Genomic DNA, 14145 nt, shown 5'->3' on the forward strand with positions numbered 1-14145 from the left:
GTCCCGGTGCGCTCTGTCAACGCACACGGGCTGAAACGCTAGCGCCGGTAGGCGTAAGGCGTGTCGTCCGTGATATCCATGTAACGGTCGCGCAGACGCGTCTGGCGGGTTTCCATGTCGGTTTCCTCGCCATCGATCAGGACGTGGGTCGGTGCCGACATGACTTCCAGCGGATCGCCATTCCAGACCACCACATCACCGGCATAGCCCGCCGCCAGCGCTCCATAGCGCGCGCCGACGCCGTAAATCTCGGCCGGGGTGAGGGTGATGGAACGGAAGGCCACGTCCCAGGGGACGCCATTGGCGACGGCATTACCCGCATGCTGCGGCAGGAGACGGGCATTCCAGTATCCGTCCGCAGACTGCGTGGTGTAAGCCACCGTAACGCCGGCTTCATGCAGGCGTGCGGCGTTTTCCAGGGTTGAGCCGATGCGGTCAAAGGAGCCCGGCAGGTTGGCGATCGGGTCGATCAGCACCGGGACATTGGCCGCGGCAAGCTCGTCCGCGACCATCCAGGCTTCCGCGCCGCCATGAATGATCAGCTGAACCGGCGGGTTTTCTGCCTGGAAACGCAGGGCCCGGCGGATATCCGCAGCCCGGTCGACTTCGACCATCAGGGGCATGCGGCCGCGCACGACATCAACCAGCGCCGCGGCATCATAGCGATGCAGGGCGTCACCCTCGGGGTGAGCCGCATAGCGGCCCGGATAGAAGCGGGTATCGCCGAAGGCGGCTTCCAGGAACGTCCAGGCGGCCGCCCGGGATCCACCTGCCGTGCTGGCACCGGACTGGCTCAGATCGGCGAAGACGAAGCTGCCGGTGTCGAACACCGAGTCGGCATCGCCGCTGGTGTCGATCAGCGCACCGCGCCCGCCAAAGATATTGTGGCCGGAAGACGGGACCAGTGCGGCCCGGGTGATGCCCTCAACCCGCGTGGTCGGGATGTGCATCCCGGCCGGGTTGAAACTGTCAGCGACATCGAGGGCCACCGAATAGGGCGAATCGTCGGCCCCGGCGTCATTGGTCGAGCTTTCCAGTGCCACCTCGACAAGGCCGAGCTGGGTCACCGGCGCAAAAACGCCCGGCGTGATCCAGCCGCCATCGGCGTCAATCACAGTTGCACCTTCGGGGATCTGGACATTGGCGCCAACGGCAACGATATCGCCGTCGCGCACCACGACCGTGCCATCCTCGATAATGCCGGCGCTGGTATTGGTAACAACCCGGCCATTGGTGACGGCATAGGTCTGAGCCATGGCGGGCAGGGTGCAGGCCAGGCTGAGAGCAATTGCGCTAAGTGTGCGTTTCATCACTGATCTCCTTCGCCCGGCTGGCCGACCATGAAGTCGCGGACCGGCTGCAAGCTTTCATCGGAACGGTCATAGCGCAACGAACCGTCAATCCAGACCTGGTCAGCGCGCGTGTAGGTGCTGAACGGGTTGCCCGACCACAGCACGACATCGCCGCGCAGGCCTTCAACCAGGGAGCCTGTCTGGTCATCAATACCCAGCCCGCGGGCCGGGTTGGAGGATAGCCAAGCCCAGGCTTCCGCTTCGGTGATCTCAAGACCGGCCGCGCGGCCATCGGCCAGCGCCTTGGCGACTTCCTGGTTGAGACGCTGGATATTCAACGCATCATCCGAGTGGATCATGGCGCAGGCACCATTGGCATGCAGCAGCGGCAAGTTTTCCCGGATCGAGTCATAGGCTTCCATCTTGAAGCCGCCCCAGTCAGCCCAGACCGCGGAACAGGCGTTGGCCTCGGCGAGAATGTCGGGGATTTTGTAGGACTCTACGGCGTGGTGGAAAACCGAGACCTGATAGTCGAACTCATTCGACATATCGATGATCTGGGCCATCTGGTCGGACCGGTAACAGTGCATATGGACCAGGATATCACCGTCGAGTACGCCCATCAGCGTGTCGAGTTCGATATCGCGGGTCGGTGCCGATACGTCTTCACCGGCTTCCGCGTCTTCCCAGTAATCATGCCAGCGGTCGCGATAATCGGAGGCGCGCTGCCAGGCGGCGCGATAGCCGGCCATATTGCCCATATCGGTCGCCGGTGAGCGGCCGCGATTGCCGTAGACGCGGGCCGGGTTCTCACCGCAGGCCATTTTCAGCGTATAGGGCGCATCGGGGAATTTCATTTCCTGAACCGTACGGCCGCTGACATTGCGCAGCGTGATGCCGCGTCCGCCGAACAGGTTGGCGGAACCGGGAAGGATGTGAAGCGTGGTGATGCCACCGGCGAGGGCGGCTTCAAAACCGGGGTCCTGCGGCCAAACACTATGTTCAACCCAGACTTCAGAGGTGACCGGCTGGGTCGCCTCATTGCCATCGCTATGCGCGCTGACGCCCGGAGAGGGGTAGACGCCGAGATGCGAGTGGATGTCGATCACCCCCGGGGTGACGTAACGGCCGGCTCCGTCGATCACGGTCGCGCCTTCCGGCGCTTCCAGACCGGTGCCGACGGCAGCGATGCGGCCATCAACCATGAGCACATCGCCAATTTCAATCTGTCCGCCCACACCGTCAAACACGGTGGCACCGCGGATCAGTGTCGGCGTGCTCGCGCGCGGCGTATAGGTCGACGGATAAGGGTCGGTCTCGTGGCGAACGATGGTTGTCCCGCCATCATCGCTGCCGGCGCCGTCATCGCCCGTAGTGTCGCCGCCGCCATTGGAGCAGGCGGACAAGACGAGCACGGAGGCCAGCGCCGCCGTGGTCTTCCAAGTATCGAATATCATTGGGGAGTGCCTCCCTTTACCCCTGAGTCGCGAATGCGACCCTCATTGAACGCAATCGGCGAGCAGGCGTCAAACAGGAGGTCGATTAAATATCGAGCCCGCTGATTTCAGGCGCATGCTCCTGAATGTAGGCGAAACGCAATTCCGGCTTCTTGCCCATCAGGGTTTCCACCAGTTTTTCCAGCGTCGGCAGCTCGTCTTCCGCAATGGTCACCCGCGCCATGGTGCGCAGATTGGGATCCATTGTGGTTTGTTTGAGCTGTGATGGCGTCATCTCGCCGAGGCCCTTGAAGCGGCCGACATCGACCTTGCTGGAGCCGTTGAACTCGTCACGCAGCAATTGCTCGCGATGCTTGTCGTCACGGGCGTAGAGCGTCGTACCGCCCAGCGTCAGGCGGTAGAGCGGCGGTTGCGCCAGGAAGAGGCGGCCGGCATGGATCAGCTCCGGCATGGAGCGATAGAAGAAGGTGATCAGGAGCGCCGCAATATGCGCCCCGTCGACATCGGCGTCGGTCATGATCACGACACGCTCATAGCGCAGATCGTCGAGCGAGAACCGCGAGCCGGCCTGGCAGCCCAGCGCTTGCAGGAGGTCGTTGATCTCCTGGTTGGCTGCGATCTTGTCGGCGGCGGCCGAGGCGACGTTGAGGACCTTGCCGCGCAGCGGCAGGATGGCCTGGGTTTCCCGGTTACGGGCCTGTTTGGCGGAACCGCCGGCCGAGTCACCCTCGACCAGGAATAGTTCGGTTCCATCGGCGTCATTGCGCGAACAATCGGCCAGCTTGCCGGGCAGGCGTAGCCGGCGGCTGGCGGTCTGGCGTTTGACCGCTTTTTCCTTGCGCCGGCGGACCCGGTCCTCGGCGCGCTCAATCGCCCATTCGACCAGCTTGGTGGCTTCCTTGGGCGAACCGGCCAGCCAGTGATCGAACTGATCGCGTACCGCCGTCTCAACCAGCTTGGCCGCATCCGGCGTGGCGAGACGCTCCTTGGTCTGGCCTTGGAATTCCGGGTCGCTGATAAAGACCGAGCACAGCGCGCCTGCACCACCGAGCACATCGTCGGGGGTGATCAGCGAGGCTTTCTTGGCATTGGCATGCTCGGCATAGGCCCGCAGCCCTTTGGTCAGGGCGGCGCGCAGGCCTTGCTCATGGGTGCCGCCTTGCGGGGTCGGGACGGTATTACAGAAGGATTGGGTGAAGCCGTCGGCCTCGCTGCCAAAACCGTTATTGGACCAGGCCACCGCCCATTCGACGCCGCCGGCCCCGTCCTGGCGTTCAACCTTTCCGGTGAAGCTCTCGGCGGTCACCAGGGCACGGCCCTGGGTGATCTCGGCGAGGCGATCGGCAAGACCGCCCGGGAAGCAGAGCAGGGCTTCGGCCGGTGTATCCGTACCCTCGACCAGTTCCGGAGCACAGCGCCACTGGATCTTTACGCCGCGGCGCAGGAAGGCCTTGGCCCGGGCCATGGCATAAATCCGCGCCGGTTTGACGCGCATTTTTTCGCCAAAGATCTCCGGGTCGGGCAGGAAGCGCACGCGCGTACCGCGACGGTTCGGGGCGGCGCCCACTTTTTCCAGCCCGGTTTGCGGAATGCCGCGGGAATAGTTTTGCCGCCACAGTGTTTTCTCGCGCGCGACTTCGACTTCCATGACCGAGGTCAGGGCGTTGACGACGGAGATGCCGACACCGTGCAGGCCGCCGGAGGTCTGGTACGCCTTGTCGGAGAATTTGCCGCCGGCGTGCAGGACGGTAAGCACGACCTCAAGCGCCGATTTGCCCGGGTATTTCGGGTGCGGGTCGACGGGAATGCCGCGGCCATTATCGGTGACGGTGATATAGCCTTCCGCATCAACGGCGACCTCGATCCGGTCGGCCCAGCCCGCAACCGCTTCATCCATCGAGTTGTCGAGGATTTCTGCAAACAGGTGGTGATAGGCCCGCTCATCCGTGCCGCCGATATACATGCCGGGACGGCGCCGCACGGCCTCAAGGCCCTCAAGCACCTCGATTTGCGCAGCGGAATAGCCCCCGGTCGGGGTTTCAGCAGGTTGCGGAGCAGGTTCGGCGCCGAACAGGTCGGATGAGGAAGACGTGGACATGATTCCAGTTTGCACGAGTCGCACGCCGATTGGGAACGCCTGAGCAGGCGATCAGCTGCGATCCATGCCGCATTTGGTGTTCAAAAGGCTGCGGGGAGGCGCCTAGAAGACCAGGCGCATCACCAGACGGGCTGTGTGACGGATAAAGTCGTCCCGCACGTCCGCATCATAATCGAGCGAGAAGGTCGAGTAACCCGAGCCGCCGCCGATACCGAGGCCGAAGATGAAGCCGGATCCAGGCATCGCTTCCGAGCGCAGCAGGAATTCATCATCCAGACCGGCAAAGCGGGCAAAGGTTTCCGTCTCGGTGGTATCGAATTCGCTGCGATAGCCGATGCGCATCTGCGGCGCCCACCAGCTGTCACTCGACTCGAAGCGTGCCCCGAAGGCCAGCATGGCCGTCCCGGTGAAGCTGCTGCTGTCACGCTCGCCGACATAAAGGTCAACGCCGGTACCGCCACCGGTCTCGGTGTACTCGCTCTCGCTCAGCGAGAGGTAGTCAATCGAGAAGGACGGACGCACGAACATGCGCTCATACTGGATATCGCGGCCGACGCGCATGGAGGCCGTGTAGTGGAAACCATCCCACTCCGCGACTGGAGCCGTGTCGAAGCTGCCGATCAGAACGCGGCGATTGTGCTCGAAGCTGTCAATGCCGACGCCGCCGTAAAGATCGACGTTCAAGCCGGCGACTTCGGCGCCAGCATAGACGCCAATCTGTCCGAACATGGCCGACATCGGATCATCAAAACCGTCAGATTCGGAGATCTCGCTGGCCGCGCCGATGAGATTGATGCCAACGGCATAGAACGGCCCGAACGGGCGGTCGAAACCAACGGCCGCACCGATACCATGACCGCGGTAACCCGGGCCGAAAGCCGTGCCGGCACGATCGGCGAAATAGCCGAACTCCTGCAGCCAGAGACCGCCGGTCTCATCGGGGCTGCGGCGGACCGCTTCCAGGCGCGAGGCGAGGGCGCCGGTGGCGCTGTCATTGGCCGCCTGGGCAAACTGGATTGCGCTTGAGGCATATTCCGGAAGCAGCTGGTCGTAGGCGTTGAAGAATTCCGACTCGGTGAGCAGGGCCGCCATCGCCGCGCCAAGCTCATCATTGGCCTCCCAGGCCGCCAGGGTTGCGCCATAAGCGGCTGACTGGTTCCGGTTCATACCCAGCTCGTCCGCATTGCGGCGGCGCAGGGTGAGCAGCATGACATTGCTGTCGACCGGGTCGAGGGTCAGATCGGCTTCGTAGAGATACGGTGCCGTCGTGTCCTGCAGCGTTTCGATGCTTTCCGCGATGGTCAGCTGATCTGCGCGCAGAACGGCAAACTCTGCGCCTTCACCAATCAGGTTGGTCAGCGCGGCAGAGACCCGCGAGCCGGCCTCGAAGGTGACGTCGCCGGTGGCCACGATCTGGGCCACATCACCGGTCTCGTCGTCGATCTCGAAGATCAAGGTTGCGCCGTCGCCGAACGTGGCCTCGCGCAGGGTCGTATTGGTGCCGGAGCCGAGGGTCAGGGTGGAGTCGCTCACATTGACGACCAGATCGCCAACGCTGTCCGACAGATCGCCATGGACGGTCGCGCCGCCGGAGATGTTCAGCTGGTCCGCACCGTCACCAAAGGACATGGCGCCGGTTACCGTTCCCGATTCCACACGCAGCTCGTCATCGCCGCTGCCGAAGCGGATCTCGCCTTCCATGGAAGGGAAGAACTCATCCGGCGAATTATCGCGGCGATACTGGCGTACCATGACATCAGCGGTCGTCGCCGAAACGTCGATGGCAACGGTGGAGGTATCACTATCGTCCGAGCCGGTCGTCGGCGCTGCCCGGAGGGTCCGGATCACGCCGGAGTTCTCGATGAAGGTCAGCGAGCCGGAGGCATCGAAAATGCCGACCGCGCGGCCGCCTTCGTTTGAGCTGGAGCTGATCGTGCCTTCATTGACGAAGGTCGGCAGGAAGGCGCCGCTACCCAGATTAAGGCCATAGGCGACGGCCTCGCGGCCATTCATGGCCGCGGTCAGGACGCCGCGATTGGTGAAGACCGGAAGGATGGCGCCGTCGCCGAGATAGACGGCCTGGGCAATGCCATTGTCGGCAACGCTGGAATGCCCCAGCGCGGTAACCGAGCCGGTATTGAGGAAGCCATTGGTCAAGGTGGCGGTGAAACCGCCCGTTCCGTCAATGGCGATACCGGTGCCGGTTACGCCGTCCAGCTCACCGCGGCCGGTGATGGCGCCACGATTGACCAGCGAGAAGCCGAGCGGGATGGCGGCGCGGGTCTCGTCCTCGGTCGTGTCCGGGTCATCTTCTACAGCGGCAATCACCACTTCACCCAGGACCAGGTCGCCATAGGTGGAGGTCGCCTGGATGTGCAATCCGGCACCCGGACCGACAGAGGAAATCGTTGCCGCCGACTGGGTCGGGCTGTCATCAGCCGGACCGGCGATAAGAAGGCCACCGGCGGAGCTGCCATTGACCAGCACAGCAGCACCGCTGAAGCCCACATCGGCAGGATCGCCAAGGACGGTGTCGAGTTGATCCTCGCTCGGACGGGTCACGAAACGATAGCCCGTCGTCCGGATAATGCTGTCGATAAAGATGCTGCCGCCGACATCGCCGCTGATGACGACGCCGCGATTCTCATCGCCACTGGAATTGATGATGCCGCCGATCTGGACATCGCCAGTGATGTCGTCGGTGATCTCGATCGCCGTCGAGCGATCGCCCGTCACCGAAATACGGCCGTTCGACGTGAAGTCGCCATCGATGCCGGTCAGGACCTGGATGCCCCAGGAATCATTGCCGCGAACGGTGATGGAATTGCCGCTATTGAGCAGGATGTCGCCGGTAAAGACTTCGGTGCCGTCGACGAGAATCGCGACGCGCCCGCTGCCGACAGCGAGCGGGCCATCCACAAGACCATCGCCATCAGTATCTTCCGGGGTGGTCACATCGCCAACAACGATGGCGCTGTTGGAGGTGAAGCTGCCGGTATTGCCGCCCTGGATGTGCACGCCCACACCGCCATCTGCATCGGTCTCGACGCGGATACCGCCGTCCTGGACAATCGTATTGTCGCTATCGAGCGTGACCGCCGTACCCGGCGTGCTGAGGACGACACGTCCGGAGGTGGAGATGACGATATTGTCCGCTCCGCCACCATCGCCAGCGGTGGAGGTGGCAATCGGAGTGGTGATCTCTTCAGTGATCTCGCGATCCGCCCAGGCGGCAGGCGCGCTAACGGTCAGCGTGGCAAGTGCACTGGCGAACAAAAAACGGCGACGCATACCGACTCCTGACGAACAACCCATATGGGATTTGGTAAACTTGCGCGAAGTTGTAGCGAATACAAAACGGCTCGTCGACCGCTCAATTGATCCGCAAAACAGCGAGGCCGCCGGAACGCGCCGGCGGCCTCTCGATTCATGCCCTTAAAAAGGGTGTGGATCAGCAGCTGTAATACATGGAGAACTCGACCGGGTGCGGATGGCTCTCAAATCGTTCGACTTCCTCCATCTTCAGGTCGATGTAGGCGTCGATCTGATCGTCATCCATGACGCCGCCCTTTTTCAGGAAGTCACGATCCGCGTCGAGCTCTTCCAGCGCCTGGCGCAGGGAGAAGCAGACGGTCGGGACATCGCGCAGCTCTTCCGGCGGCAGGTCGTACAGGTCCTTATCCATCGGATCACCCGGATCGATGCGGTTCTCGATGCCGTCGAGGCCGGCCATCAACAGGGCGGAGAAGGTAAGGTAAGGGTTGCCCGACGGGTCCGGGAAGCGGGTTTCAAGGCGCTTGGCGTTGGCCGAGTTGACCCACGGAATACGAATCGACGCGGAACGGTTGCGTGCCGAATAGGCCAGCAGGACCGGAGCCTCGAAGCCCGGCACCAGGCGCTTGTAGGAGTTCGTCGACGCATTGGCGAAGGCGTTGATGGCGCGCGCGTGCTTGATAATGCCGCCGATATAGTAGAGGCAGGTGTCGGACAGATCGGCATAGCGATCGCCTGCGAACATCGGCTTGCCGTCTTTCCAGATCGACTGGTGCACGTGCATGCCGGTGCCGTTATCGTTCCAGACCGGCTTGGGCATGAAGGTGGCGGACTTGCCATAGGCGTGAGCCACCATGTGCACCGTGTACTTATACATCTGCATGCGGTCGGCCATGGTCGTCAGGCCGGCGAATTTCATGCCGAGCTCGTGCTGTGACGGCGCCACTTCGTGGTGATGCTTTTCCGGCTCGAGACCGAGTTCTTCCATCACACCGAGCATGTCGGTGCGCATGTCCTGACCGCTATCGATCGGATTGACCGGGAAGTAGCCGCCCTTGGGGCCCGGACGGTGACCCATATTGCCGCCCTCGAAAGCACGGTTGGAATTGTACGGGCCTTCCTCGCTGTCGAATTTGTAGGAGGTGTCGTTCTGCTCGGTGGACCAGCGCACATCATCAAAAACGAAAAATTCCGCTTCCGGACCGAAAAACGCCTCGTCACCAATGCCTGAGGACTTCAAGAATGCCTCGGCTTTCTTGGCCGTCGTCCGCGGATCGCGATTATAGCTCTCGCCGGTTCCCGGCTCGAGAATATCGCACAGCATGGTCAGTGTCGGCTGCTGGTAGAACGGGTCCTCGACGACGTAGCTGGTGTCCGGCTTGAGCACCATGTCACTCTCATTGATCGCCTTCCAGCCGGCGATCGAAGAGCCGTCGAACATCACGCCGTCTTCAAAGAAATCTTCGTCGACCTGCGAGCGGTCGAAGGTGACATGCTGCAGCTTGCCGCGAGGATCGGTGAAGCGGAGATCGACATACTTGATCTCCTCATCATGCATTTTCTTGAGAATGTCTTCCGACATGGTTCGAGCTCCGCTCTGACTTTGACAGTGGATCTAAAGGGCATCTCGGCCGGTCTCGCCGGTCCGGATGCGAATGACGCTTTCAACAGGGCTGACGAAAATCTTGCCGTCACCGATACGACCGGTGTGGGCCGCGCTCTGGATCGCCTCGATGGCGGCCTCGACGCGGTCGGAGGGAACGACGAGTTCGATTTTGATCTTGGGCAGGAAATCGACGACGTATTCGGCCCCGCGGTAAAGCTCGGTATGGCCTTTTTGGCGTCCGAATCCCTTGGCCTCGAGGACGGTCAGGCCTTGCACCCCCACTTCCTGGAGGGCCTCCTTCACATCATCGAGTTTGAACGGTTTAATGACGGCTTCGATTTTCTTCATGACCGACTCCCTGTGGCCAGGCTGCACGCTAGGGCGTGCGAGGCGCGCCGCAAGGCGGTTGAGGCGGGGAGGCTGCTATGAGTGTTGGAATGCTCGACCGTGAAGCAGGCGTGCTTCAGAAGCGAGCACTGCGGCAGTGCTCGATCTTGTCCGCCGGGGACACAGCGGTCTGCGATCAGCATGCCGTTGATGCAGGGGTGAACTCCTTTGACCTGATGCGCAGGGCGGGCAAAAGCGTCGCGACCGAGATCTGCCGGCGCTGGGCGCCGTGGCGCGTGCTGGTCGCCTGCGGGCCCGGCAATAATGGCGGGGACGGTTATATCTGCGCGACTGAGCTCCGCGAACTGGGCTGGGATGTCACGGTCGCAGCGCTGGGCGATCCTCAACAGCTCAAGGGCGATGGCCTGCGGGCCTACCGGAGCTGGTCCGCAGAGGTGCAGGCGCTCGATAGCGCCGATCCCGCGGATTATGAGCTTGTGATCGATGCGTTGTTTGGGGCTGGCCTGGATCGCCCGCTGCAAGGCGTGGCCGCGGGTTTTGCCGAGATGCTCGCCTCGAGCGGCGCTATCGTCGTTGCCGTTGATCTTCCCAGCGGCCAGCCCGGGGACAGGGCCCAGCCCGATGGTGTGTCTCTTCGCGCGGATCTGACGGTGACATTTCACACTGCCAAGCTGGCGCATTGCCTCGAACCGGCCGCTGCAGCGTGCGGCGAGCTCACCGTGGTCGATATCGGCATTCCCGACGGCTGGCAGAACCAGGCAAAACCGGTGGCCTTGATCAACGCGCCGGAATTGTGGGCAGGGCAACTGCCCGGTCTGTCGGTTTCCACGCACAAGCATGAGCGCGGTCGTCTGGTGGTTTTTACCGGAGGAGCCAGCGCTACCGGTGCCGGGCGCTTGGCGGCAGAATCGGGGCTGCGCAGCGGGGCCGGGCTGGTCACATTGGCGAGCCCCGTCGATGCGATCGAGGTCAATGCGGCGCAGTCAACGGCCGTTATGGTTCGGCCCTGGGCGGGCGGGCATGAAAGCGAGGCGCTTTTATCGGCATGCCGGGCTGATGCGGCGGTGATCGGGCCAGGCTGCGGCGTTGGTGCCGCAACCAAGCAGGCTGTTGAGTCGGTTTTAACCGGGCGTGCCGCAGCTGTGCTCGATGCTGATGCTCTGACCTCCTATGAGCGAGATCTGCCTGACCTGTTCGATTCGCTGCGTCCAGGGGATGTGCTGACGCCGCACAGGGGTGAATTCGAGCGGGTCTTTCCTGGCCTGATGGAGCAATCCGCTCACAAGCTGGAGGCAGCCCGGCGCGCCGCCGAGAAAGCAGGCTGCACCGTTTTGCTGAAGGGGCCCGATACGGTGATCGCGTCACCAGGCCGCACAGCCGTGATCAATCGCCACGCCGCGCCGCAACTGGCGACCGCCGGATCCGGAGATGTCTTGGCCGGATTGATCGGCGGGCTTATGGCGCAGGGCATGGACGGGTTTGATGCGGCCTGTGCCGCCGCGTGGTTACATGGTGATGCCGGGCGTCGCCACGGCGACGGTCTGATCGCCGAGAGCTTGCTGGACGCTCTTGTCCCGGCCCGCAATGCCCTGAAGGCACGGCTTCAACGTCAAACGGCGCAGCAGCGCCTCATGGGCCGCTGAGGCGCGGGCAGGCGGAGGGGTTGGCCTTGACGGACGGGCGGTCCATGTTCGCACCTCCATCCCAGATAAGGTGAGTCGATGCCGCCTGATTCCACCGATCCCGAATTTTCCCAACTCGACCAGGAAGCCCTGCGCTTTCACATGCGCCCGCAACCGGGCAAGGTCGGGCTGGCTGCCACCAAACCGATGGCCACCCAGCGGGATCTCTCGCTGGCCTATTCGCCTGGCGTCGCCGCGCCCGTGCGCGCTATCGCAGCCGACCCTGACAGTGTTTATGACTACACTTCGAAGGGCAATATGGTCGCCGTGGTGTCAAACGGCACCGCCATTCTCGGTCTCGGCAATCTCGGCGCAGCAGCCTCCAAGCCCGTGATGGAAGGAAAGGCGGTCCTGTTCAAGCGCTTTGCCGATCTCGACGCCTTTGATGTCGAGGTGGAGTACACCGACCCAGAGCGCTTCATTGAATGCGTGCAGGGGTTCGGCAATAGTTTTGGCGGCATCAATCTGGAAGACATCAAAGCGCCGGAATGCTTCGAGATCGAAAAGCGCCTGCGCGAGCTGCTCGACATCCCCGTCTTTCACGACGACCAGCACGGCACGGCCATTATCGCGGCGGCGGGGCTGATCAATGCCTGCCATTTGACCGGCCGGAAATTCGAGGACCTCAAAGTTGTCCTGTGCGGTGCCGGCGCGGCCGGGCTCTCCGTCATCGAACTGATCAAGTCGATGGGCGTGAAAGACGAGAACACGACCGTCGTTGATATTCATGGCGTTGTATTCAAAGGGCGCGAGGGCGATCACCAGCGCCTTGCCGGGCATGCCATTGAGACGGAAAAGCGCACCCTGCTTGACGCTGTTGAGGGAGCAGATTGTCTGCTTGGCCTCTCCGCAGCCGGTGCCTTCACGCCTGAAATTGTAGCCAAGCTGGCGCCCAATCCGATCATTTTCGCCATGGCCAATCCGACCCCGGAGATTACGCCGGAAGAGGTCGCCAAGGTCCGCGATGATGTCATCATGGCCACCGGGCGTTCGGATTATCCCAATCAGGTCAACAATGTCCTCGGCTTCCCCTATATCTTCCGTGGGGCGCTTGATGTACGGGCGCGTACCATCAATGAAGAGATGAAAATCGCGGCGGCCCGGGCGCTCGCAGCCCTGGCGCGGGAAGACGTGCCGGACGAGGTGGCCGAGGCATATGGTGGCGACCGGCTGCAATACGGTCGCGACTACATCATCCCGACCCCGTTTGATCCGCGCTTGATCCACTATATCCCGCCCTATGTCGCTGAAGCTGCGGTAAAGACCGGTGTGGCTCGAAAACCCATTGAGGATTTCGAGGCTTATCGTCGAGAGCTCGAGCGACGCTCGAACCCGTCAGCGTCAATTCAGCAGCGCGTCACAGCCTCGATCCGCAAGACCCAGAAACGGATCGTGTTTGCCGAGGGTGAGGAGCCGAGTGTGATCCGGGCCGCCTTTGCGTTCCAGAATCAGGGGCTGGGACAAGCGGTGTTGATTGCCCGGGAGGATGTGGCGCGCGCCAATATGCGCGCTGTCGGTTTGCCGGATGATGCTCTGGAAATCTGCAACGCCCGCCTGTCGGAGCACAATGCGGAATATGCCGACTTCCTCTACGAGAAGCTCCAGCGGCGCGGCTTTTTGCGCCGCGATGTGCAGCGCCGGGTCAATAATGACCGCAACATATTCTCCGCCTGCATGCTGAAAATGGGCCATGCCGACGGTATGGTCACCGGTGTGACGCGCCACTCCAATGTTGTGATGAAAGACGTCACCCTGGTTCTGGAGGCAGCGGAGGGTAGCCGCGCGGTGGGCATCGCTGCGGCCATCGCGCAGGACCGGACCTATCTTTTTGGCGATGTCAGCGTCAGTGAGTTTCCCGATGGCGAGGGGCTGGCCGAAATCGCAATTGCGACCGCTCAGGCCGCCAAGCGCCTGCGGATCACGCCGCATCTGGCCTTCCTGTCCTATTCCAGCTTCGGCAATCCTCCGGGCGAGCGGACGGAGAAGATCCAGGAAGCCGTACGCATTCTCGACCGGCGAGGGGTGGATTTCGAGTATGAAGGCGAGATGGCGGCAGATGTCGCCCTGAGCCCGGAACAGCACGAGCTCTATCCCTTCTCGCGCCTAACGAAGCCGGCCAATGTGCTGGTCATGCCGGCGATTCACTCGGCTTCTATCGCCTTGCGCCTGCTCAAATCCGCGGGTGGGGCAACGGTCATCGGTCCGATGCTGGTCGGGCTGGAAAAGCCTGTGCAGATTGCCCGTTTGGGCGCGTCGGTGACCGATATCGTTAATCTTGCAGGCATTGCTGCTTACGACCTCAATACCGTCGAGACATAGGACGCGCATAGCTCATATTCGCGTGATCGCTGTTCAGGCGGGGGTGCGCCGCTGCCTCGAACACCCTATC

At 62.6% G+C, this 14145-nt stretch carries 8 protein-coding genes; 2 read left to right on the forward strand and 6 right to left on the reverse strand.

Going from position 1 to position 14145, the window contains the following annotated elements; genetic code table 11:
* Positions 1-38: 38 nt before the first annotated feature.
* From Q1V57_RS06010 to Q1V57_RS06035, 6 genes are all read right to left on the reverse strand, one after another.
* On the reverse strand, positions 39-1310 hold the full coding sequence (locus tag Q1V57_RS06010; RefSeq protein ID WP_300528633.1) for an amidohydrolase family protein: 1272 nt from the start codon (positions 1308-1310) through the stop codon (positions 39-41).
* Positions 1310-2749 carry an amidohydrolase gene (locus Q1V57_RS06015; RefSeq protein ID WP_300528634.1) on the reverse strand — a complete coding sequence of 480 codons (1440 nt, stop codon included), beginning with the start codon at positions 2747-2749 and terminating at the stop codon, positions 1310-1312. Before Q1V57_RS06015 ends, Q1V57_RS06010 begins: the two co-directional genes overlap by 1 nt.
* A gap of 85 nt (positions 2750-2834) precedes the next feature.
* A complete protein-coding gene (gene parE / locus Q1V57_RS06020) occupies positions 2835-4847 on the reverse strand; it encodes a DNA topoisomerase IV subunit B (RefSeq protein WP_300528636.1) in 2013 nt (670 codons plus the stop codon).
* Between the two features lie 102 nt (positions 4848-4949).
* Positions 4950-8138 (reverse strand): autotransporter outer membrane beta-barrel domain-containing protein, encoded by a 3189-nt coding sequence (locus Q1V57_RS06025; protein WP_300528638.1) that lies wholly within the window; start codon positions 8136-8138, stop codon positions 4950-4952.
* Positions 8139-8298: 160 nt separating this feature from the next.
* Entirely contained in the window at positions 8299-9702 is a 1404-nt protein-coding gene (gene glnA, locus Q1V57_RS06030; protein WP_300528640.1) for a type I glutamate--ammonia ligase, read from the reverse strand.
* Between the two features lie 33 nt (positions 9703-9735).
* Positions 9736-10074, reverse strand: a complete 339-nt coding sequence (locus Q1V57_RS06035) for a P-II family nitrogen regulator (protein WP_300528642.1) — start codon at positions 10072-10074, stop codon at positions 9736-9738.
* 77 nt (positions 10075-10151) lie between these two features.
* On the opposite strand from Q1V57_RS06035, the gene Q1V57_RS06040 reads away from it, so the two are divergent.
* Together Q1V57_RS06040 and Q1V57_RS06045 are read left to right on the forward strand one after the other, a co-directional pair.
* On the forward strand, positions 10152-11717 hold the full coding sequence (locus Q1V57_RS06040; RefSeq protein WP_300528645.1) for an NAD(P)H-hydrate dehydratase: 1566 nt from the start codon (positions 10152-10154) through the stop codon (positions 11715-11717).
* A gap of 78 nt (positions 11718-11795) precedes the next feature.
* A complete protein-coding gene (locus tag Q1V57_RS06045; protein WP_300528647.1) occupies positions 11796-14075 on the forward strand; it encodes an NADP-dependent malic enzyme in 2280 nt (759 codons plus the stop codon).
* Positions 14076-14145 lie beyond the last annotated feature (70 nt).

Source organism: Maricaulis sp., from assembly GCF_030149425.1.
Classification (GTDB): Bacteria; Pseudomonadota; Alphaproteobacteria; order Caulobacterales; family Maricaulaceae; genus Maricaulis.

Coding starts and splice junctions, on each gene's coding strand:
- Q1V57_RS06010 (WP_300528633.1), bottom strand. CDS start 1,310: ATGAAACGCACACTTAGCGCAATTGCTCTCAGCCTGGCCTGCACCCTG.
- Q1V57_RS06015 (WP_300528634.1), bottom strand. CDS start 2,749: ATGATATTCGATACTTGGAAGACCACGGCGGCGCTGGCCTCCGTGCTC.
- parE (WP_300528636.1), bottom strand. CDS start 4,847: ATGTCCACGTCTTCCTCATCCGACCTGTTCGGCGCCGAACCTGCTCCG.
- Q1V57_RS06025 (WP_300528638.1), bottom strand. CDS start 8,138: ATGCGTCGCCGTTTTTTGTTCGCCAGTGCACTTGCCACGCTGACCGTT.
- glnA (WP_300528640.1), bottom strand. CDS start 9,702: ATGTCGGAAGACATTCTCAAGAAAATGCATGATGAGGAGATCAAGTAT.
- Q1V57_RS06035 (WP_300528642.1), bottom strand. CDS start 10,074: ATGAAGAAAATCGAAGCCGTCATTAAACCGTTCAAACTCGATGATGTG.
- Q1V57_RS06040 (WP_300528645.1), top strand. CDS start 10,152: ATGAGTGTTGGAATGCTCGACCGTGAAGCAGGCGTGCTTCAGAAGCGA.
- Q1V57_RS06045 (WP_300528647.1), top strand. CDS start 11,796: ATGCCGCCTGATTCCACCGATCCCGAATTTTCCCAACTCGACCAGGAA.